Source organism: Cuneatibacter sp. NSJ-177, from assembly GCF_022867805.1.
Lineage (GTDB): Bacteria > Bacillota > Clostridia > Lachnospirales > Lachnospiraceae > Pseudolachnospira.
Map to the genome: position 1 here is coordinate 204,239 of NZ_JALIFO010000001.1, position 22,555 is coordinate 226,793.

General features: G+C 52.9%; 21 protein-coding genes and 1 pseudogene. 20 read left to right on the top strand and 2 right to left on the bottom strand.

The features are described from left to right. Positions 1-324 precede the first annotated feature (324 nt). The 5 genes and pseudogenes from MUB23_RS00835 to MUB23_RS00855 form a co-directional block, all read left to right on the top strand. Positions 325-1,812, top strand: coding sequence for a sulfatase-like hydrolase/transferase (locus MUB23_RS00835; RefSeq protein ID WP_244798294.1), 1,488 nt, complete (start codon positions 325-327; stop codon positions 1,810-1,812). A 91-nt stretch (positions 1,813-1,903) separates the two neighbouring features. Beyond that, complete coding sequence (locus MUB23_RS00840) at positions 1,904-2,374, top strand: TRAP transporter small permease (protein ID WP_244798295.1); 471 nt, start codon at positions 1,904-1,906, stop codon at positions 2,372-2,374. Positions 2,375-2,386: 12 nt separating this feature from the next. Then, complete coding sequence (locus MUB23_RS00845) at positions 2,387-3,688, top strand: TRAP transporter large permease (protein ID WP_244798296.1); 1,302 nt, start codon at positions 2,387-2,389, stop codon at positions 3,686-3,688. 128 nt (positions 3,689-3,816) lie between these two features. Continuing rightward, entirely contained in the window at positions 3,817-4,962 is a 1,146-nt protein-coding gene (locus MUB23_RS00850) for an ROK family protein (protein ID WP_244798297.1), read from the top strand. Positions 4,963-4,983: 21 nt separating this feature from the next. Then, positions 4,984-5,568, top strand: a pseudogene (locus tag MUB23_RS00855) (catalase); the annotation flags it as partial. On the opposite strand, the gene MUB23_RS00860 reads toward MUB23_RS00855, so the two are convergent. After that, positions 5,514-6,581 (bottom strand): lipoate--protein ligase, encoded by a 1,068-nt coding sequence (locus MUB23_RS00860; protein WP_280515588.1) that lies wholly within the window; start codon positions 6,579-6,581, stop codon positions 5,514-5,516. The pseudogene MUB23_RS00855 and the gene MUB23_RS00860 sit on opposite strands and share 55 nt — an antisense overlap. Next, positions 6,578-7,267: a response regulator transcription factor gene (locus MUB23_RS00865; protein WP_244798299.1), complete on the bottom strand. Its 690-nt coding sequence runs from the start codon at positions 7,265-7,267 to the stop codon at positions 6,578-6,580. The genes MUB23_RS00860 and MUB23_RS00865 overlap by 4 nt, the downstream gene beginning before the upstream one ends. Positions 7,268-7,599: 332 nt before the next feature. Between MUB23_RS00865 and MUB23_RS00870 the strand changes: the two genes are divergently transcribed. The 15 genes from MUB23_RS00870 (at position 7,600) to MUB23_RS00940 (ending at position 22,480) form a co-directional block, all read left to right on the top strand. Beyond that, positions 7,600-7,833 (top strand): biotin/lipoyl-containing protein, encoded by a 234-nt coding sequence (locus MUB23_RS00870; RefSeq protein ID WP_244798300.1) that lies wholly within the window; start codon positions 7,600-7,602, stop codon positions 7,831-7,833. Beyond that, entirely contained in the window at positions 7,817-9,397 is a 1,581-nt protein-coding gene (locus tag MUB23_RS00875) for an ABC transporter substrate-binding protein (protein WP_244798301.1), read from the top strand. The genes MUB23_RS00870 and MUB23_RS00875 overlap by 17 nt, the downstream gene beginning before the upstream one ends. Positions 9,398-9,478: 81 nt before the next feature. After that, positions 9,479-10,444, top strand: coding sequence for an ABC transporter permease (locus MUB23_RS00880; RefSeq protein ID WP_244798302.1), 966 nt, complete (start codon positions 9,479-9,481; stop codon positions 10,442-10,444). Continuing rightward, positions 10,441-11,319, top strand: a complete 879-nt coding sequence (locus MUB23_RS00885) for an ABC transporter permease (RefSeq protein WP_244798303.1) — start codon at positions 10,441-10,443, stop codon at positions 11,317-11,319. Before MUB23_RS00880 ends, MUB23_RS00885 begins: the two co-directional genes overlap by 4 nt. Positions 11,320-11,404: 85 nt before the next feature. Continuing rightward, positions 11,405-12,388, top strand: coding sequence for an ABC transporter ATP-binding protein (locus MUB23_RS00890; protein WP_244798304.1), 984 nt, complete (start codon positions 11,405-11,407; stop codon positions 12,386-12,388). Between the two features lie 2 nt (positions 12,389-12,390). Then, a complete protein-coding gene (locus tag MUB23_RS00895) occupies positions 12,391-13,353 on the top strand; it encodes an ABC transporter ATP-binding protein (RefSeq protein ID WP_244798305.1) in 963 nt (320 codons plus the stop codon). Between the two features lie 112 nt (positions 13,354-13,465). After that, positions 13,466-13,639, top strand: a complete 174-nt coding sequence (locus MUB23_RS00900; protein ID WP_244798306.1) for a hypothetical protein — start codon at positions 13,466-13,468, stop codon at positions 13,637-13,639. Between the two features lie 20 nt (positions 13,640-13,659). Beyond that, entirely contained in the window at positions 13,660-13,914 is a 255-nt protein-coding gene (locus MUB23_RS00905; protein ID WP_244798307.1) for a spore coat protein, read from the top strand. A 427-nt stretch (positions 13,915-14,341) separates the two neighbouring features. Beyond that, positions 14,342-15,055, top strand: coding sequence for an azaleucine resistance protein AzlC (gene azlC / locus MUB23_RS00910; protein ID WP_244798308.1), 714 nt, complete (start codon positions 14,342-14,344; stop codon positions 15,053-15,055). 2 nt (positions 15,056-15,057) lie between these two features. Continuing rightward, positions 15,058-15,384 (top strand): branched-chain amino acid transporter permease, encoded by a 327-nt coding sequence (locus MUB23_RS00915; protein ID WP_280515631.1) that lies wholly within the window; start codon positions 15,058-15,060, stop codon positions 15,382-15,384. Positions 15,385-15,440: 56 nt separating this feature from the next. Next, positions 15,441-17,066 carry a PucR family transcriptional regulator gene (locus MUB23_RS00920; RefSeq protein WP_244798310.1) on the top strand — a complete coding sequence of 542 codons (1,626 nt, stop codon included), beginning with the start codon at positions 15,441-15,443 and terminating at the stop codon, positions 17,064-17,066. Between the two features lie 454 nt (positions 17,067-17,520). Further along, entirely contained in the window at positions 17,521-18,831 is a 1,311-nt protein-coding gene (locus MUB23_RS00925) for an SLC13 family permease (protein WP_244798311.1), read from the top strand. A 124-nt stretch (positions 18,832-18,955) separates the two neighbouring features. Further along, entirely contained in the window at positions 18,956-19,774 is an 819-nt protein-coding gene (locus MUB23_RS00930) for an alpha/beta hydrolase (RefSeq protein ID WP_244798312.1), read from the top strand. 19 nt (positions 19,775-19,793) lie between these two features. After that, complete coding sequence (locus MUB23_RS00935; protein WP_244798313.1) at positions 19,794-21,344, top strand: serine hydrolase domain-containing protein; 1,551 nt, start codon at positions 19,794-19,796, stop codon at positions 21,342-21,344. Then, the gene (locus MUB23_RS00940; RefSeq protein WP_244798314.1) at positions 21,341-22,480 is read left to right on the top strand and encodes a CapA family protein; all 1,140 of its coding nucleotides are present in this window, start codon (positions 21,341-21,343) and stop codon (positions 22,478-22,480) included. The genes MUB23_RS00935 and MUB23_RS00940 overlap by 4 nt, the downstream gene beginning before the upstream one ends. The last annotated feature ends 75 nt before the right edge of the window (positions 22,481-22,555 follow it).

Here is a 22,555-nt window from a genome sequence, read left to right on the forward strand (position 1 = left end):
TGATCATCTGCTATGTGAGAGCAGGCGCGGAATTTGTTCTGCATTCGGTAGGAAACGGGTTGAAATCGGATGCAGAAATAAAATGTTCTGCGTCTGTTTTTATTTGGCGGAGAGCAGAAATGGGTAGAATCGAAACGATCTAAATAGGAGATATTTTATTAAGTGATTTAACTAAAAAAGATGGTTACGATTGCCTTATGAGAAAGATTCACAGGAATTGGAACGGGCATCGTATTTTTGCTTGACAGAAAAGGCGGGATCGATTATCATTTAGTTAATCTAATTTAGTAAATAGAATTAACTAATATAGAAAGGAACCTTGATATGAAAGCGATTATGGTGATGTTCGATTCCCTGAATCGAAGACTTCTTCCAAATTACGGCTGCGACTGGACCCACGCTCCGAATTTTAAGCGACTGGCGGAACGGATGGTGACCTTTGACAACTGTTTTGTCGGTTCCATGCCCTGTATGCCGGCCAGACGGGAACTCCACACCGGACGGTACAATTTCCTCCACCGCTGCTGGGGACCGGTGGAGCCCTTCGATGATTCCATGCCGGAAATGCTGAAAGAAGCCGGAATCTATACCCATCTGATTACCGACCATGCCCATTACTGGGAGGACGGAGGGGCCACCTTCCACGAACGCTACAACTCCTTTGAGTTTATCCGCGGCCAGGAAGGCGACGCATACCTGGGGCAGCTCAAAGATCCGGTGATTCCTCCTTCCGTGGAGATGCCCGGAAAGATGGGCGGAAGAAATCTCTCCAAGTATACGAGAGAAGACTGGATCAACCGGGCGCAAATTCACAGCGAGGAAGATTTCCCCATGGTAAAGACGTTCCACAAAGGGCTTTCTTTCATGGAGCGGAATGCCGGCCAGGACAACTGGTTCCTCCAGATCGAAACCTTTGACCCCCATGAGCCGTTCCATTCGCCGCAGAAGTATAAGGACTATTACCCCCATGGATATCAGGGAAAGCATTTTGACTGGCCTCCCTATACCAATGTGGAGCAGACGCCGGAGGAGGTGGAGCATGTCAAATATGAATACGCTTCCCTGCTTTCCATGTGTGACGAGTATCTCGGCCGTTTTCTGGACAAAATGGACGAACTGAACCTTTGGGACGACACGATGGTCATCATCAACACCGACCACGGTTTCCTGCTGGGAGAGCATGGCTGGTGGGCCAAATGCGTTTCCCCTTTCTACAATGAGGTGGCGCATATCCCGATGTTCATCTGGGATCCGAGATCCAAAAAGACCGGGGAGCGGAGAGAAAGCCTGGTTCAAAATATCGATCTGGTCCCGACTTTGCTGAACTATTTTGGACTGGAACCGACGAAGGATATGCAGGGGAAGGATCTTACCGCTGTGATCGCTGAAGACCAGCCGGTCCGCGACGCCCTTCTCTTTGGCATTCACGGAGGCCATGTAAACTGCACCGACGGGCACTATGTGTACATGAGAGGCTGGGTGGACGGCGGAGAGCAGTATAATTATAACTATACTCTGGTCCCCATGCACATCCGGACCCGTTTCTCCGTCGAGGAGCTTAAAAAGGCAAAGCTGACGGACGGTTTTTCCTTCACCAAGGGCTGTCCGGTGCTTCAGGTGCCCGGCACTGGAACGGGAAGCCGGCCGAGGACCAATGAGACCTTCCTGTTTGATCTTGCCAAAGACCCTGGCCAGCAGAATCCGATAAAGGATGAGGCGGCGGAGCGGCAGATGCTTGGTTACCTGATAAAGCTGATGGAAGCGAACGACGCCCCGGCGGAGCAGTACCAGCGCCTGGGGATCATGAGATAACGTCCGGCGGAGCAGTACCAGCGCCTGACAGAGCAGGATAGAGATAGAGAAACGGCGGGACCGTTTTGAGAAGGAGGAAAGGAGCTGCAACATGAAAAATCTATGGAAGAACTTGGAAGAAAACGTCATGCTGGTATTTATCTTTGTGATGACCGTGCTGACCCTGGCCGGCTGGGTGATGAAGTTCATCGCCAAGGACAGCGTGGCGGGAATTAACCTGTTGGCCCAGTACGCCTACGCCTGGGTCACCATGCTGGCCTTTGGCTACTCGGCCAAAACCCACCTGTTTATGAAGCTCGATGTGATCACGGCCCATTATCCCCAAAAAGCGCAGAAAGTATTGAATATCGTGATGGATGTGGTGTGCTTTCTCTGCTGCACGGCGCTTTTGGTTCTTGGCATACAGGCATTCGGCAAAGTCCTGGCATCCGGAGAATTGAACGATAAAATTGCGGTGCCGCTTACCATTGTCTATGCGGCTCCGGTGGCCGGCTTTGGGCTGGCGGTCATCCGTTATCTGCAGTTGGCGTTCCAGGCTTTGGCCGGGAAACAGCCGGAATAAGGAGGGAAAGATATGATCGCATTATTTTTTGTCCTGTTTTTCGGCACCATGCTTGTTTTAGGGATGCCGTTGTTTGCCAGTATTGTGATTACCACTTTTTCACTTCCGTTGATCTTTGGCGATACCTGCGGCTATGCTTTGATGAATGTGGCCCAGTGGAACCTGGACGGCTCCATCAGCTCGGTCGGCGTGACGATCCTTCTGTTTATCCTGGCCGGAGAAGTGATGTCCAAGGGGAAGCTGACGGAAAAGCTGTTTGATACGTTTGCCTACTATCTGGGAAAGAAGCGCGGCTTTATGCCGATTGTCTCCATCATCACCTGCATGTTCTACGGGGCGATTTCCGGCTCCGGCCCGGCGACGACCGCGGCTGTGGGAGCCATGTGTTATCCGATTCTGGTACAGCTGGGCTATGATAAGCGTTTCAGCGCTTCAATCCTGGTGGCGGCTGGATGTCTGGGAATGGTGATTCCTCCCAGCGCTCCGCTGACCACGGCGGCCGGTCTGACCGGTGAGCTGGACGTGGTGGTGCTCTATAAGATGGCGGCTTTGGTCGGCGTGGTGGCCGGTCTGATCCTGATTGCCTACGCCTATCTGCATTGCCTTCGCCATGGAAATGGGGATCAGGCGGCGATCAACGCCCACAACGCAAAACTTCGTTCCCGCAGCTTTGGGGCGGTCCTGAAAGAAAGCATCTGGGCGCTGCTCTGCCCGGTAATCATTCTGGGAAGTATTTTCGCCGGGATCGCGGATACGGCCCAGGCGGCGGCTCTTTCCCTGGTCTATGCGATGATCGTCAGCATATGGATTTACAAATCCCTGACCTTTCACGACGTGGTCTCAGTGATCCGGAAATGCCTGCCCAGCGCGGCGCCGCTGGCCATCCTTCTCGCGATTGCCAATTCCTTCTCCGGCGCGCTGAAAGCCATGGAGCTTCCCACCCGGATGGCCAACGGCCTGGTGGAGATGGGCGTCGGGCATGCCCTGCTGGTCGGGCTGCTGCTCCTCTTGATGCTGGTTTTGGGAACCTTTATGGACAGCGGCGCGGCGATGCGGATTTTGATTCCGATTGTCTACCCGATTCTGATTGCTTTAGATATGGAGCCGTATTCCTTCGTGGTGGCGGTTATCATGACCCAGGCCATTGGCCTGACCACCCCGCCTTATGGACTCTGCCTGTTCGTCATGAATTCCGTCTCCGGGGAATCCATCGCTTCGCTGGGAAAGAGGCTTTTGCCGCTGATCGGGATTTTGATTCTGGTAGCCTATTTGTTTGGTTTGTTCCCTGGATTGCTGGCCTGGGCTTTGCCGTAAAGAGGCTGCTTCTCCTTTTCTGCTTCGATCTTTCTCTTTGGCGGCAAGCCCAGGTCCGCGCCCTGTTTGCTTGACGGGAACGCGGGTTGGCCGTATAATCATGGGGAAGAAGCGAAAAAGGAGCAGCCATGGATAACGCCATACGGGAAAGCATTCAGATCATATGGAAACAACTGTTAAAGAGTCAGCCCACCTCACGGGCGGAGTTGGCGAAGCTGTGCGGTTTCAGCAAGGTGACGGCCTCCAGCTGTGTGGATTGGCTGCTGGATAAGGGGCTGGTCCAAGAATTAGGCGTGACCGAGATCCGCCGCGGGCGTCCTCCGATGCTGCTCTCGGTGAACGGGGCGGCCGGTGTTTTGGTGGGAATCGAGGCGGACAAGATTTCCAGCAAGATCGCAGTGACCGACCTGGCCGGAAGCCTGTTGGAGCGGCATGACTTGCCTGCGATTGACTCAGATCCCCAAAAATTTGTCGGGCAGGTGTCCCATTATCTGATGCAGTTCCGGAAAGCCTATGCAGACCGGAGGCTGGGCGTTGCAGGCGTCGGTTTCGCGATCGTCGGCTCCTATAACCAGGAGGAGGGCATCATCGAATACGTGGCGAACCAGATGGCCTGGAATCATTATCCGTTCCGGTTGGAGATGGAGAAGATGAATCCGGATATCCCGTTCTTGGTTTCCCAGATTGCAAAAGCATCGGCGCTCGGCGAAGCCCGGTTCGGGACGTGCGGCGGATCGGATTATATGGCGTTTCTCTCGGCCAACTGGGGAATCGGCGTCGGACTTTACGACGGCATCACGGGAAAGATCACTCGGTCCACCCGCTTTGGCCATGCGACCATCAATTATAACGGAAAGAAATGTATCTGCGGAAACCGGGGATGCTTGGAGGCGTATGCTTCGATCCGCGCGCTGTTTGAACAGTTTTATCCGGATCGGACTCCTACCTTTGCCCTGTTCCAGAATCTGGTGGAGAGGCTGCGGCAGGGGGATTCTCAGGTGATATCGGCGGTGCGGGAGATGGTGGAGTATCTGGCGATCGGGATCGTCAACGTGATCAATGCCTACAATCCGCGCCAGGTCTGCATCGGCGGACTGTTGAGCTTTCTGGTAAATGAGGAGATGCTTTCTAGGATCCGTTCCCTGGTGGAAGAAATGGTGCCGCCGCATTTTCGAAAAAACCTCCGGATTTCGGTGTCCGGACTTGGAGATATGGCGGCCGTGTACGGCTGTGTTGCCATGGTGCGGGATCAGCTGACCAATTTTTTTGGTTGACAGAGCGGCAGGTTTCTGGAAAATCCCCGTACGGGCATGCGTTCCGCACAGAATAACTGGGATTTCTGGACGCTCCTGCCGGAAACCTTCCATCAGACCACAGTGGTCATGTCGGATCGAGGAATTCCTTCTTCCTTCCGGCACATGCACTTTTATGGAGAACACACCTTTTCCTTCTACAACGAGAAAAATGAGCGGGTGTGGTGCAAATTCCATTTCAAGACACAGCAGGGGATCAAGAATCTGACCGACGCCGAGGCGGAACAGGCTGCTTTTACCCCTGCCCATGTGGTGCCAGGCATCGGATTTTCCCCGGACAAGTTCCTTCAGGGCAGATTGTTTGTTTACGGAGACGCGCAGCGTTACCGTCTGGGAGTAAACTATAACCAGATTCCCGTGAACCGGCCGAAGGTGGAGGTCAGCGATTATCACCGGGACGGCCTGATGCGCACCGACGGCAACTACGGCGGAGCGCCGGCCTATTCCTCCAACACGGCCCGGAACATCGAACCGGTAACGGAGAACGTCAAGTACCGCCATGCAGTTCACTGCTATTGGGCGGACCCTGCATACGGAGAGTGGATCATAGCTGCCATGGGTTTGGATTCAAAGTTTGTTTCCTCAACGGGTGGCTCGGAAGGGAAACAGACGGACAAAAACTCTTCCAGTGAAATCCCTCCCAGATACCGGTGCAAAGGGAGAGGCGAAAGCGCGCTTTGCACCTCTTCTTTTTGATAGGGGATCCCACCAAGGGCTTGCAGAAGGGGGGAGGAATCTTCGGTGGCGAGAAAGTCACCGTAGATCCCCGCATGCTCGATCCGGTTTTCCGTGATTTCGAATAAGATTTCCAGGCTTCCTCCTGGGAACCTTTTTTGATTTCGGAAGGTGCAAGCCGGAGCGCTGCCGTAGTTCCAGGATTTCGAAGCATATTTTTCCTGGGCCAGAAGACGGATTTTCCGGACTGCGGAAGAAGAGGGGGTCCACAAAGAGACCGGGCGGTCTCTAGTCAGCCATTGTACCAGCCCGTCGCGAAATTCATTTAGCGTGACAGGGACGGAAAGCAGCTTCCGGATGTTCGCGACGCGGCTTCGGACCGACTTGGTGCTTTTGGATTGAAATTTGTCATCACGGGGCTTTAAGACGCGGGAGAGCGCCGACAGATCGGAGTCAAACAGGAGCGTGCCGTGGTGCAGGATCCGTCCCCCGTTGATGCGCTGGGCGCTGCCGGATACTTTGCGGCCGGATACGACGATATCGTTGCGCCCGTCCACCGCCGCCGGGAGGCCGAGGGAACAAAGATAGGCGGTCACCGGCTCCAGGAACTGCCTCATGGCTGCCGGTTGTTCCGGAGAAAAATCCGTGAAAAATGAAAAATTTAGGTTCCCCAGGTCGTGGTAGACCGCGCCTCCGCCGGTGGTCCGGCGGACAACGGAAATACCCCTAAGAGAGACCTCGTCTTCGCGGATTTCTTCCAGGGCGTTTTGATTTAGCCCCAGAATTACCGAAGGACGATTCTGCCAGAGGAGAAAAAAATCGTCCGTTGTCTCTTCATTCAAGAGATATTCTTCTAGAGCCAGATTGTAACAAGGGTCTGTGCAGGGATTTTGGTAGTATTTCATTTTTCTGATGTCACGGAGAACTTGTAGCCCACCCGGTGCAGCGTGATGATAAAGCGGTGGTATGGGCCCAGTTTCTCGCGCAGGCGTTTGATATGGGTATCGACCGTGCGGTCCGTGCCGTAGAAATCATAGCTCCAGACCTCGGAGAGCAGATGCTCCCGCGACATTGGCTTATTGATGTTTTTCACCAGGCAGAAAAGCAAATCGTATTCTTTAGGGGTAAACTCCACGAAGCTTCCGTCCACCTTGACGGTCCGCTCCATCATATTGATTTCTAGTCCGTCGAATTTGAAGAATGTGGTGCCGGTAGGGGACTGATGCCTGGGGCGGTAGCGCTGAATGACTTTCAGGCGGGCGATGACTTCCCTGGGAGAGCAGGGCTTGAACACGTAATCGCTGACGCCCAGCTGGTCATAGGCAAACATTTTTTTCTCTTCATCCCGGCAGTCGGTCAGGATGAGAATCGGGATGTTTTTTAAACTGCACAGAGTCCGGCAGACGGAAAAGCCGTCGATATCGGGAAGCATGATATCGATCACCATGATATCCACCGGTTTTTCAATACAGATTTTGATTCCGTCTGTCCCGCATTCCGCTTCCAGGAAGCAGTATCCTTGGGCTTCCGCAACTTTGCGGATTTTCTTGCGGTATTCTTCATCGCTGTCAATCATCAGCAAAGTATTCATACCCCATCACCTCTCAAATTTAGCTTGACATGATCGCTTCTGTGAAAATTGTAGCATCTTCCCAGAGGAATGTCCAGGATAATTGCTAAAAAAATAATGATTTATTTAATGAAAAGCACAAAAATAAATTAAAATAAAAGTGACTTGGCATAAAAAAGAAAGAAAATGTTGCGATTTGTTAACTGTAACAAGTTGGACACAACTTCGTCATAATTCAATGAAAAGATTCCTGTAAAATGAAAACGGAAGAAACATGGATTGTTTTATTTTCTTAAAAAATCTCTTCTAAATAGAATGAAAATATGCTATATTTATGTTTATGGAGGAAAAAAATGAGGACAGAAATCAAGATTAACCATCTGGGCGGCGTCATGGTGGAGGGAGCGATCCTTGTCGCTTGGCTGAAACATGAGGGAGAAGTTGTGTCAAAGGGCGAAAAAGTCGTAACGGTAGAAACCAGAAAAATTACGGCGGACGTCGTATCTCCCGCGGATGGAATTCTAAAACAGCGGTTTGCTGCCGGAGAGCGTGTTGATATTGAAGAGGTTATTGGTACGATCGAGTAAGTTTTTGTCCATTCTTATAATTCTGGTTCTATCCCTGTTCGGCGCTGGCTGCGGCTCTGGGGCAGGGGATCTTCGTGTGTCCGGCGAGGCCGGCAAAGATTATTTGGTTTTTGGGATATCCCAGGAACCCAAATATTTGACTGCCGGCCGGTCCAACGGGCAAATTCCCAATATTTTACAGACTCAGATGTACAACAATTTAATATCCCTGGATGAGGAGGGAAATTGCCGGCCGGAGCTGGCAGAGTCTTGGAGTGTATCCGAAGACGGCCTTACCTATACGTTTTATCTTCGCAAGGACGTGCGCTTTCACAATGGAGAGCCGATGACCGCGGAAGATGTGGCGTTTTCTTTGGATTATCATGCCGGTAAACTGGCGGATTATCCGGGAGGAACCCAGGCAAAGTCCTTTTTGACCTATTATGACAGCGCCGAAATCCTGGATGACTATACGGTGGCGGTTCATTATACGGACGTTTATGGACCGACCCTGCCTTGCCTGGCGGATGTGATTGTTGGGATTCTGCCGAAAAAAGCCTTTTTGGAGATGGGTCAGGATCTGTTTGAGGCTTCCCCGATCGGGACCGGACCGTACCGTTTTGTCGAATCCAAGCCGGGAACCAGTATGGAACTTTTGGCAAACGAAGTATATTTTGACGGCGTTCCGGCAATCCCCCATCTGATCTTCAGCGTTTGTTCCGATATGGACGCGGCGGTCATTGCTTTGGAGAGCGGGGAACTGGATTTTCTGGCGGGGCCTTCGGTCAGTTACCGGGAGATTGTGGAGGGGAGCCCCTGGCTGACCTGGTATTGCGCGGATTCGCCGGGACAAGCCTGGATTGTTTTTAACACCGGACTGGGTACGGACCGCGGGGGGAGCCGTTTCTTTTCGGATCTGCGGGTGCGCCAGGCGGTCGCTTTTGCCGTGGATCAGGAGGAATTGACCCAGATGGCTACGGACGGTAGCGGAAAGCCGGTGACTTCGCTGATTCCAGAGGGCTTTGCCGGTTATTCTCCGATGCCGGATTACTATCCAAAAGATGCGGATCAGGCGCGCAGCCTGTTGGCGGAGGCGGGATACCCCGACGGCTTTTCCGTCAAAGTGCGCACGATCACGACCTCGACCTATTATAAACTGGCGGAAGTGCTGACCGGGCAGCTTCGGGAAATCGGAATCGACGCCAGCCTGGAAGTGCTGGAGGCCGGAGCCTACTGGGCTTCCCTGATGTCGGATTATGATTATGATATTGCCATCGGCAATTATACGGCCACCACGCCGGATGCGGATATTCCTCTGATGCAGCATTATGCCACGGGAGCTTATCTGAATTATAGTAACCACAGTATTATGGAGCTGGATCAGGTGTTGACCGAGGCCAGGGGCGAGCTGGAGGAAGAAAAACGGGTGAAACTGTATCGCAGAGCCATGGAACTGATCCTTAAGGAAAACTGTCTGGTGGTGCCGGTCTGTTCGTTTGCCGTGACCGGCGCGGGGGATTCCCGCCTCAAGCATGTGGAGGCGGCGCCCTATTCAGACTGGAAAGTCTATCAATGGACCTGGTGACGTCCGGAAAAGGCCGGCCGGTCCATCGGGGTTGGGAGGATCTGCTGCGTTTTATGGTGTCGGGAGAGAGGAGGAAAGACGATGCTCCGTTATGGGGGGAAACGGCTGCTTGCGCTGATTCCTGTAATTTTAGGAATTACCTTTGTCATTTTTGCCGTTCTGAATTATACGCCTGGGGATCCGGCGCGCCTTTTGCTGGGGTTTAACGCCACCGAGGAATCGGTGGAAGCACTGCGCCGGGAATGGAAGCTGGACGATCCGTTTTTTGTGCGGTATGTCCGCTATCTGGGCGGGGTCATTCAGGGAGATCTGGGGATCAGCTGGCGGTACGGCGTGCCGGTGGCGAAAGAGCTGGCTGTGCGGATTCCCAATACGCTGCGGCTGGCGGCGATTTCTGTTTTGATTATGATCCTGATCGGAATCCCCATGGGGTTGATCTCTGCGGTGAAGCAGTACAGTCTTTTGGACCATCTGATGCTTTTTGCCGCCCTGCTATTAACCTCGCTTCCCACCTTTTGGCTGGCCTTGATGATGATGATCAAATTTTCTCTGGAACTTCGGTGGCTCCCGGCGTCCATGCCGGTGTACGGAGCGGTGACCTGGAAGCACTGGGTGCTGCCGGTATTTATGTGCGCGGCAAACCTGACGGCATCCCTGGTCCGGACGGCAAGGTCTCACATGCTGGAGGTAATCCGCTCCGATTTTGTGCGCACCGCCAGAGCCAAGGGGGCCACAGAATTCCGTGTGATTGCCTACCATGCGCTGCGGAATGTGATGATGCCGGTGGTGACTCTGGTGGGGATCAATTTTAACCTGCTGATGGGAGGGACGGTGATCACCGAGCAGGTGTTCGGGGTATCCGGCGTCGGAAGCCTTCTGATCAGCTCGGTACGGACCAAAGATGTGCCGATGGCCATGGGGTGTATTTTGTTTATCGCAGTGATGATTGGCCTGGTGAACTTGGCGGTGGATTACTTCTACGTTCTGGTCACGCCGCGGCTTCGCTCTCGGTATGAGAAAAAGAAGAGGAAGGAGGCCGGGGCATGAAAAGAGGAAGGCCTTTTCGAAAAAGAGGCCGGTGGCAGGCGGTTTGGCGCCGGTTTTGCCGGAACCGGCTGGCGGTGGCCGGTTTGGTTCTCCTGCTGTTTTTGATCGGCGCGGCTGTGTTTGCACCGGCGATCGCCGATTATGAGAGGGTGATCCATCAGGACTCGGCGAACCGCCTGATTGCGCCCTGCGCCGCCTATCCCTTTGGGACGGATGCTTATGGGAGGGACTTGTTTGCTCGCGTCATCTGGGGCTCCCGCTACTCCTTAAGTCTTGGCATCGGCTCGGTGCTCGCGGCAATGCTGGCCGGGGCCGTGATCGGTTCGGCAGCGGGTTTTTACGGAGGCCGGACCGACTCGATGATCATGCGGCTGATTGATATGATTATGGCGATACCCGGCACCTTGCTGGCGATCACGATCGCGGCGGCCTTGGGGACAGGAGTGGGAAATTTGATGATCGCGATGAGCATCTCCCAGATTCCAACCTTTGCCAGGGTGGTCCGCTCCGTCGTCTGGACGATTGCGTCGGAGGATTACGTGGAGGCGGCGAAAACCTACGGGAGCAAAACAGCGCGCCTGATCACCAGGCAGATCTGGCCCAATGCTCTGGGGCCGCTGATCGTCCAGGCCAGCCTTTCCATGGCCCAAGCTGTCCTTACGATATCTTCCCTGAGTTTTATCGGCCTGGGGATCCCGGCCCCTTCTCCGGAATGGGGAACCATTCTGGCGGAGAATAAATCCTATATGCGGATGTACGGTTATCTGTGTACGATTCCCGGATTCGCAATCCTGCTTTCCGTGATTGCCCTGAATCTAATCGGCGACGGATTGCGGGACGCGCTGGATCCCAAACTAAGCGGACCTGTCCGCTGACGCATACACGACCAAGCAGGAAAGCCAGCTGTTTGGCGCGTCCACATTGAAAAATCAGGCGCTTTTCGGACTTTGAGGGGGAAGAATGGAAGATTTGCTTCGGATTGAAAATTTACATATTTCCTATCGCACCATGGAGGGAACTGTCTATGCGGTAAACGGCGTGAACCTCTCGGTCGAAAAAGGGGAAACCCTGGGACTCGTCGGGGAGACCGGCGCGGGGAAGACGACGACGGCCCTCAGCATTTTGAATCTGCTGCCGAAACCTGCCGCCTCGGTGGACCAGGGGAGAATTCTCTTTCAAAACCGGGATTTATTGGCGGCGTCCAAGAGGGAAATCCGGAAGATCCGGGGAGACCGGATCGCGATGATTTTTCAAGATCCCATGACCAGCCTGAACACGTCCTTCCGGATCGGGAACCAGGTGGCGGAGGTGCTCCGCATTCACCGGAAGGAGCTGGGGAAAAGGGAGATTGAGGAGAGGACCGCCCGGCTTTTGGAGACGGTGGGGATCGGGCGGGAGCGGTGGGATGATTATCCTCATCAGCTTTCCGGCGGGATGAAACAGAGAGTGATGATCGCCATGGCGCTGGCCTGCAGCCCGGAGCTTCTCCTGGCCGATGAGCCGACGACGGCTCTGGATGTGACGATTCAGGCGCAGGTCCTGCAATTAATGAGACACTTAAAAGAGGAGTTTGGCATGGCTATGATGCTGATCACCCATGATCTTGGCGTGGTGGCGGAAAATTGTGAGCGCGTGGCGGTTCTCTATGCGGGGGAGGTTTTGGAGACGGGAACGGCGGAGGAGATTTTTGACGGCCCGGTCCGTCATCCTTACACGGAAGGGCTGCTGGGGGCGATTCCCAGTCCGGATCACAAAATCAGCCGCCTGTCCCCGGTGGCCGGACAGACGCCGGACCCATCAAAGCTTCTTCCCGGCTGTGTATTTGCGCCGCGGTGTCCGCACTGCAGCAAGCGTTGCCTTGAGGATAAGCCAAAAGAAAGGCAGAGGGGAGGGCATCGGATCAAATGCCACCTGTTTGCTGACAAAGCGGAGTGGAGGGAATAGCGGTGGAACAGCCTTTGTTGGAAGTACAGAATTTAAAGACGTATTTTCCGGTAAACCGAGGATTTTTGCACGCGGTGGACGATATCAGTTTTTCCATACCCAGAGGGCGGACGCTGGGAGTTGTCGGGGAGTCCGGGTGTGGAAAATCCACGTTGGGGCGGACGATTCTAGGGCTGACCCCAGCCGTATCCGGGGAAATCCGCTTAGACGGAGTACCGGTTCTTGGAAAAGAGAGACAGCGGCAGCCGGATTTGCAGAGAAAGATCCAGATGATCTTTCAGGATCCCTATGGCTCTTTAAATCCCAGAATGAGCGTCGGGGAGATCATAGCCGACCCGATTCTCGTCCAGCAAGGGCGCACAGGATCCTCTGACCTGGAGCGTCAGGTATTGGAGCTGATGGAGAAGGTGGGTCTGTCAGAGCGGCTTTTCGGCGCTTATCCCCATGAACTGGACGGGGGGAGAAGGCAGCGGGTGGGGATTGCCCGCGCTCTGGCTTTGCACCCGGATTTGATCGTCTGTGACGAGCCGGTGTCTTCCCTGGATGTGTCGATTCAGGCGCAGATTTTGAATCTGCTGATGGAATTGCAGGAGAAAGAGGGATTTACCTATTTGTTTATCACCCATGATCTCAGCGTGGTCCGGCATATCAGTCATGAGATTGTTGTGATGTATCTGGGGCAGTGTGTGGAACAGGGGGAGACTGAGGAGATCTTTTCCCATCCGTCTCACCCCTATACGAGAGCTCTTTTGGATGCGATCCCGCGGCCTACGACGAAAGGTCCAAAGAGAAGGCCGGTGCTCCAGGGGGAAGTGGTCAGTCCCATTGATCCGAAACCTGGCTGCCGTTTTGCCGGCCGCTGCTCGTTTTCCTCGCCGGAGTGCGAAAGGGAGGATGTTTTGCTGAGAGAGGCGGCAGAGGGGCATTGGGTTCGATGCCGGAAGTTGTCGGGGGAGAATTTATAGGAGAAAAGGAGCTTTCTGGGCTTGTTTTGTCTTTAAAATTTTTTTCCAAGTATATTATGAGGAGAATTACAGCAAAATAAAACTGGAATTCAATCATAAGGAGGAGACATCCATGACAACCAAAGAATTATTGTATGTGGAAGACGCGCTGGGCCATGAGCAGTATTTTCAGACCAAGTGCAAGGAGACGGCAAGTCAGATCCATGACCAGGAGTTGAAACAGTGCGTGGAGCAGATGGCTCAGAAGCATCAGCAGATTTTTCAGCAGTTTTATAATTTGCTGTAATCATGAAAGGAGATCAGAAAATGAATGACAAAAATTTAATGGAAGATATTCTCCTTTTGGAGAAAGGCGTCTGCGATCTGTTCCTGCACGGAACCATCGAGTCCCCCACGGCTAACGTTCATCAGACCTTCAGCGATGCTCTGAATGATGCTCTGTGCATGCAGGATCAGGTTTACGACAAGATGGCGGAGAAGGGCTGGTATCCCACGGAGCAGGCTGAGCAGAATAAAGTGGATTCTGTCAAGCAGAAATTCAGCGCCAACAGCGCCCAGTAATCGGAAGAAAATAGCATCGAAGAGATGAAACAGAATGTTCTGATCAAAATTTAATCGTTTCTAAATCAAAAGAACCTGCCGCAAGGCAGGTTCTTTTGTGAGAAAGGAGAGGGTGATAAGGCCTTGTGGATGAGGCAAGAACCTTATCGGAAAAACTATGAATCACAACTTTGTTTGTGATGATATTAGTATATCCGGAGATCGTGACGATAATGTGTACGCGCTCTTAAGGATTTTAGAATGTTTGAAAAGAAAGTTCAAAGAAAAAATAAAAATTTTAGAAACGACGAGCTGCATCCGGACCATACGGGAGGAATTTTAAGGAATAGGCCATTGATTGAAACCGTTTCCAATGGTAAAATCAAAAAGTACGATTTTTTACCAGGTCCCGGCGCAGGCCCGGACCGTGGGAGGAGGAACGATTGAGATGAAAAAGAGTGAGGGTGTAAGGCGTAAGGCACTGCGGGCGGCGTTCCCTTATACCATCCCCATATTTGCGGGATTTTGGTTTCTTGGACTGACCTACGGGATTTATATGAATGTGTCCGGTTTCAGCTTTTGGTATCCGATGCTGATGAGCCTGACCATTTTTGCCGGTTCCGTGGAGTTTGTGGCGGTGAATATGCTGCTCGGCGTGTTTAATCCGCTTCAGGCTTTGGCCATGACTTTGATGGTCAACGCGCGGCATCTGTTCTACGGGGTTTCTATGCTGGACCGTTACCGGAATACCGGCGGGTTCAAGCCGTACCTGATCTTCGGTATGTGCGATGAAACCTTCTCCATCAACTATACCGCCCGGATTCCGGAAGATGTGGACCGGAAATGGTTTTTCTTTTTTGTCACTCTGCTGAACCATTTTTACTGGTTTTCCGGGGCTACTCTGGGCGGACTTTTTGGTTCCTTGATACATTTTAACACCGAGGGGCTGGAATTTGTCATGACCGCCATGTTTGTCGTGATTTTTATGGAACAGTGGCTGAAAGAGAAAAATCATACTGCGTCGCTGCTGGGCTTGGGGCTCTCCCTTCTCTGTCTAGTGGCGTTCGGGCCGGAGAACTTTATTATACCTGCCATGGCAGCCATCCTCTGCGTGCTGACGCCGCTGAAAAAACAACTGGAAAAGGAGGAAGCTGTGGCATGACGATGACATTGACGGAACAGATTATTACGGTTGTCATGGTGGTTCTTGGCACGGTTTTGACCCGGTTCCTTCCTTTTCTTTTGTTTCCGGCCGGAAAACCTACGCCGAAATATATTCAGTACCTGGGAAAGTATCTGCCGTCCGCGGTTTTCGGACTGCTGGTGATATACAGTTTGAAAAATGTCAGCCTGGTTTCCGGAAGCCACGGGATCCCGGAGCTGTTTTCCATCGCATTGGTGGTCGGACTTCACCTTTGGAAGCGGCAGATGCTGCTTTCGATTGCAGGCGGAACCGTCTGTTATATGCTGCTGGTACAATTTGTGTTTTAAGACCGGATAGCCGAAGCAGTGGCCGCAGGTCTTGGGAAAGCAGGAGGAGACATTCCGTGACAACGCTGATAACCTCAAAAGTCCGATATTTGTTCCATATTTTGGGCCCGGATATTCTGGCCCGGACTTCATTTAAAAAATATCCTCAAAATATCAATACGATCACGTTTTTTGACCGGCAGACTTCCCTGCACTCCGGCAATCTTTATCTTTTGACGGACGCATCGCAGGCGGAGCGCCTGGAAACTTTGATGATCTTTCCGGGAGCGATCGCCGTCATCTGCGAGGGCGAAGGGGCGGTTTCCCTGTTGCAGGGGGAAAAAAGGGATTTCATCGGCCTGGCGGTCCGGGGAGACTTTATCTCCATTTACAACCGTTTGAACGCCATGATGATGCAGTACCAGAATTGGCGGAATCATCTGTTCAATGTACGCCTGGACCGGTTCTCATTAGAGGGGATTTTGCAGACGGCCCAGGAAAAATTTGAGAGAAAGATTTATTTTGTAGACCGGGAGTATCATTTTATCTATGGATATGAAAATGCAGATGAAAATTTCCGGATGAAATACCGTCAGATTCTGGAGCAGGATCCCCTGGAAACCGTGGGAGCCAAAGCGCCAGACGGCGTCTATGATCAATGCGAGATCTATGGGGACGACAGCGGAAAGAGATACTATTGTACATGGATCTCCATCCACAGTTATCCGGGAGGCTGCGTCATCATCGAGGGGAAGGAGGAGGAAACGGCGGACCTTCCCACCCTTGCCTTGCTTTTAGGCCGGAGCATTTATGTGCGCCTGGGAGAATCCGTGGTGGTGCCTTTGGACTACCAGCGCGCCTTTGAGCGGCTGCTGGAAAATATCATGAGTGGCAGGCTCACCGAGGAGAAGGACTTTATCAATGAGTTCAAGATGCTGCCTCATCCAGTGAAAAATCAGATCCGCTGCGTGGTGGTCTGTTTTGAGTCCAGCAGTTTAAATGATAAGCTCCATCTGCAATTGTTCAGCGCGCTGCGGAATGCGTTTCCGGACGCCAATCTGGCGGTTTTTCGGGATGAGATCGTGCTTCTTTTATCCTATGAAGAGACGCCGGTAGGCTTGGAGGAGGAAACGCGCCGGAGGCTGGATGAAATTTTGGAAAAATTCAATGCTTCGGCGGGCGTGGGGGAGCCGTTTCACCGGTTCGGCCATTTTAAGACACAGTACAGCCTGGTGCGGAAGCTTCTGCGGATCGGGATGACGGTCCGCTTCCAGCCGGAAGAACGGATCTTTACCAGAGGGGAATACATTCACTATCTAATCATAGATCTGGCCTTGAAAAATTTTGTTCAAGAGTATGAACATTATAATTTTGCCTACCTGATCCATCCTGCCATTGTAAAACTGTCCCACTATGACGCCAAGCACCAGACGGATCTGCTGAAGCTTCTCCATATCTACCTGGTAAACAATCAAAGCGCGGGGAGGACGGCGGACTGGGTGTTCATGCACCGGAATACCGTTTTGAATAAGATGAAAAAGATATCCGCCATTACTTCCTGCGATCTGAACAACCCGACGATCCAGCATCAGTTTTTGATTTCCTGCTGCCTGATGCGCTACAGCGAGAGGTACCTGCACCGGGATCTTTTGGAGTCGGATTTCATTTTCCGGAACCAGAACGCGAACGGGGAGAACACCTGAGCGGTTGGCCGGAAGGATGGGCCTGAATTCTGGCTTAAAGTACAGCATAAAAAAGGATCCGGCGATCCGGGTTCTTTTTTCATGCCAAAATACCGGCCACAGCGATCCGTATCGGCAAATCGATTGCCCTTGCACAAAAATCTGCCGGATCTTGTGCAGGAGACACAAAGGTCGGTTTCCCTTCCAACTTCTTATGTTCCCTTCTGCAAAAATAATTTACAATCAGATTACCAACAAAAGCTTCGGAAATCGATATTTTCGAAACTTTTCCCTGGAATGTGCATTCATTTAGTCCGGCCGGCAGGAAGGAAAGCACAGCCAAAAGAAATTCTGGAAGCTGACGGAATTTCTTTGCCATGCGGAACCATTTTTGGATATCCGCAAAAAGCAAAAACTGCGGCAAAAGCAGACCGCAGGATGCCCGGATGGGGAGATACATCATAGGAGGAAGATTATGGCTTTAACAATCACATTTTTCGTCATTGTTGCCGCGATCGTGTTTATTGGAATCAAGCGAAACGTCAACTTTGGCCTTTTGGGTATCATTGCAGCCTTGTGTATTGCAATGCTTGTGAAGGGAGAGTCGGCGACCGCCGCCGTGACTGCCAACTTCCCGCTCACGCTGTTCTTCAATCTGTTTATCACCACATTGTTTTATGGCTTTGCCAATGCGAGCGGCGCGATGAAGGGCGTGGCCCAGCGGATCGTTTATCAGTTCCGGAACCACACCGCTTTGCTGCCCTTTGTCGGTTTTGCCACCACGATCGTGGTATCCGCCATGGGGCCGGGGGCAATGTCCACGCCGATCATCGTGTCTGCGCTGGTGTTCTCCCTGGCTTTGCAGGCAGGCTACCATCCGATTTTGGCTTCCCTTGCCGTCTGGTCTGGAACCATGATCGGCGATGCGATGCCCTGGATGACGACCTGGCAGACCCGGATCGGCACCTATCAGGCGCTTCTGGGCGACGCTTATCTGCCTCAGATCGAGCATTCCGTGTTTCTTTTGATGATCTGGTTCGCGTTGGTCTATACAGCGATATTTGTGATTGCGTATTTTTTCTTCGGCGCCCACAAAATCAAGCGGGGATCGATCCAGGTGGAGAAGCCGGAGCCTTTCACAGCAAAACAGAAAATTTCGATCTGGGTGATTTTTGCCGTGATTCTTCTCCTGGTCGTTCCTCAGTTCGTGGAGCTGATTGTCCCGAATCCGGTTACGGCCTGGATGAAGGCGAACCTTTCCATGCAGCTTCTGGCCGGCATCGGAGCCGCGATTCTGGCAATCCTCCAGGTGGCCAATTTCAATGAAGTTCTGAAGCATCAGGTGCCCTGGGGCGTGATCTTAACGGTCTGCGGCATGATGTTCCTGATGAAATACGCGGATGCGATGAACGTGGTGACGACCTTTGCGACGCCGCTGCAGTCTGCCAGCCTGCCGCTGTGGCTGCTGCCCGCCGCCTTGCTTGCCATCAACGGGGTGCTCACTTATTTTTGCGACGGGCGCGCGGTCTCTCCGATGCTGCAGCCTCTTTACCCGGTCTTTGTCGCGCTGGGCTGCCCGGTGGAAAATGTATTTCTCAGCCAGATGTTCGGCGGAACCGGCCCTTCTTTGAGCCCGTTTTCTACCGGCGGCGCCATGGCGTTAAACGGCTGCCCGGATGAACTGAGAGATAAGACGATCCGGGTTCAGATGGTGATGCCGTGGGTGATCCTGGTCATTACCTTTGTTCTGTCTGCCATCGGCGCATTCAGTTGGTTTACGGTTTAAAATCGATTTTCGGTTGATCCTCGTTTCTGTCTTTCCGGAGGAAATCCTTCGGGCTTGACCCGTCGGATTTCCTCCTCTTTCTTTTTTCTTTCAAGTTATCATCTATTTTAGAAGGAGAATCTATATGAGTATTTTGCAGTATCATTTTCGTTCCCGCGTGCTGAAAATGTCCACGGCGATTACCGTGACGATTCCGGAGCCTTCGGATCACAAGACTCCGGCGGACAAGACGCTGGATATGATTTACCACGGAAAAAAATATCCCACGGTTTACCTTTGCCACGGCGGCGGAGGCGACAACACCCTCTGGACCAGAAATACCCGCGTCGAGATGTACGGAAATGAAAAACGCGTCATGACAGTGTCCATGGATTTGGAGGAGAGCTTTTGCTGTGATATGAAATGCGGCCGCCAGTATTTTACCTATGTGACGGAAGAACTGCCCCGCCTGGTGCAGGCATTGTTTCCGTCGTCGCCTGCCAGGGAGGACAATTTTGTGGCCGGATTTTCCATGGGAGCCCACTGTGCGATGAAGATTGCGCTCCGCTGCCCGGAAAAATTTGCGGCCGTCTGGTCCATGTCCGGGGCAAAGGATCAGGTGAAGATGGATCAACTGGCGAAAGCTAGGGGGATCATGGCGTCCAATGACCTGATCGAGGCTGCTTTCGGTCCGATGGAGCAGGTGCGGGGCGGGGAGAACGATCTGATGGAGCTGGCCAAGAGGCTGGCGGAGTCGGAGGGCCCGCGTCCGATGATTTTTCATTCCTGCGGCCGCCAGGATTACGGTTTGGAGCTCTGCCAGGAATTTGCTGAATATCTGACCAGCCTGGGATTAGAGAATCGATTCTTTGCGCCGGACGGAATCCATGACTGGTATTATGCGGATTCCATGATTAAAAAAGCGATCCTGGAGGAGTTCCCGATCCGCAAAATTGATGAATGATCCGAAAGGAGGAAATACCATGACCGAATATTTATCCAATCCGTTTCCCGTCAGCACGCCGGAAGAGCAGGGAATCCCTTCCGCCGCGATTGTCCATTTCTTTGAGCAGATCCGGGCCCGCGACTTGGAGCTTCACAGCTTGCAGGTGGTCCGAGGCGGACATCTCTGCATCAGTACGGCGGCGGCGCCCTTTGGTTTCGACAGCTTTCACCGGATTTTTTCCGCCGCCAAAGGCGTGGTGGCAACGGCGATTCTCTTTGCCATCCAGGACGGCTGTTTCGGGCTCCACGATCTGGTCATCCCGTTATTGCCGAACGAGTGGATTCCGGAGGACTTGGACGAACGCTGGAGGCGGCTGACCATTTACCACCTTCTCACCATGACCAGCGGCCACGACTGCGATACCCTGTTTAAAATGTGGGGAAAGAGCGACTGCTGGATCAAGACCTTTTTGGAAACCCGGCCTGCCTATGAGCCCGGCACCTATTTTTGTTACGATATGGGCGCCCAGTACGTGATGAATGAGCTGATTGCCCGCCACACCGGAAAAGACACGGGAAAGTATTTAAAGGAAAAGCTTTTTGACAAGCTGGGAATCGCCTACACCAACAATTACACGGAGCCGGAAGGACTGTTTTTTTCCTCCTCCATTCAATTCCCCATGGACGCCCTGACGAAGCTTTCCCAGTTCTACCTGCAAAAAGGCAGGTGGGACGGAGAACAGATTCTGCGGGAGGACCTGGCGGTGGCGGCGGGAGAGCACCATGGCCCCAGCTTTCACTATGATCCCACCGGACTGACCGGCCAGGTGGGAAAATGGGAAGGATACGCCCTTCACATGTGGAGAAATAAAGGCGGCGGCTTCTCCTTCCGCGGCGGCCAGGGCCAGGTCGGCATGATTCTCCCAGAAGAGGATATGGCGGTGGGCATCCACTGCGCATGCAACAATTATGACGAGCTGGTGGATATCTTCTACAACACGATCATCGGGGAGAGCTTCAACCATCCGGTGGCCGAGGATCCCGCCGCTGTGGCAAAAGCCCGCTATTTGTTGGAACATTTTAACCTTGCCCCCCTTGGGGTGACGGATTCCTCCTCTCTGGCGGAAACAGTAAGCGGAGTCACCTATCAGTTTTCCCAAAACGCGGTGGGACAAAAAAGCCTCTGCTTTACCTTTGGGACAGATTCGGTGCAAATCCATTCTGTCAGCGAGAAGGAGGAAAAGACGGTGGTCTGCGGCCTGCGGGGAAAGTGGCCGGAAAATGGACAGGGCTATATCCTGACCAAAGCGGACCCGGATCATGTGGCGGACCTGGATTTGATCTTTGGATACAATACTCATCAGACCATGTACAGTGGCGGCTGGAGCGATCAGAATACGTTTACCTTTTATCTGCGCAGCAAATCTCTTCTCTGCGATTACCGCTTTGCGTGCGAATTTATCGGCGATGAGCTTTTGGTAAGGCTCTCTTACAATACTGTGATGCCTAGAAATAAATACAAAGACCGCACCAAGGCGCCGGAGATCTGGCTGTACGGGAAAAAGAAAGGAGCGGAAAAAGAGAGATGACGGAAAAACGGCCATTGACCATGTATGGAGTCGGGGACTGTGCCCCTTACCGGGAGGACTTAGCCAGTTCCTTCCGGCATGTGTCCTCCCTGTTTTCCCAGGCGGATCTGACCTTTGGCCAGCTGGAATCGGTGCTGAGCCTTCAGGGAACGCCGTCTTCCTGCACCCGGATGCCCTGCTCCTCCCGGCCGGAGGTGGCCAGAGTGATGAAGGACGCGGGTTTTGATGTGGTTTCCTTTGGATCCAACCATGCGCTGGACTATGGGCGGGAGGCGTTCTGTGAGACCCTGGATCATCTAAAGGAGGCGGGACTCCTGGTGACAGGGGCCGGGAAAAATGAGGAGGAAGCCAGGACATATCCGGTGGCGGATGTCCATGGGACGAAGGTAGCCGTTCTTGGATACTGTTCCATCCTGCCCCAGGGCTTTTGGAGCCAGGAACAGCGTCCCGGCTGCAATCCGGCCAGGGGAATCACCGCCTATGTACCGGTGGAGCACGACCAGCCGGGAACTCCGTGCCGGACCTATACCTTCCCTCATCCGGATGATCTTGCTCACATGATCCAGGATATCGAGAAGGCGAAAAAAGAGGCGGACGTGGTGATCGTCTCCATGCACTGGGGAATCCATTTTAAGGAGGCGGAGATCGCCGAGTACCAGCGCTATTACGCTCACTTTGCCATCGACCACGGCGCTGATTTGATTTTAGGCCATCACGCCCATATTTTAAAACCGGTAGAGATCTATAAGGGAAAAGCAATCTTTTACAGCCTGGGAAATTTCGCCATGGAGGAAGTGACGGATATGCTCCGGGACCAGGCGACGCTTCACCAGGATATGGCCACATCCAAGAACCATACGGAGATGACGGCGATCTCTGACGGCTTCCGCACGACGAAGAGAAGTTTTCCCATGGATTGCTACTATACCATGATCGCCAAGTGGACCGTGGATAAGGGAACGATCACCCAGGTTTCCTACCTGCCCGCCTATCTGCCGGAGGACGGCGCCCCTTACGCAGTAAAAGCCGGGGATGAGAAATTCGGGGAAATTCAGGCGTACATGGAGAAAATTACGAAAATGGAAAAATTGGATACAACCTATCAAGTCTGCGGGGATGAAGTAGTCCTGATCTGACCAAACAACTTTCATTCCTGGTAATGTCTGCGTAAGCAGACATGTCTGTTTTATAAGAGGAGGAAATCAGGCAAG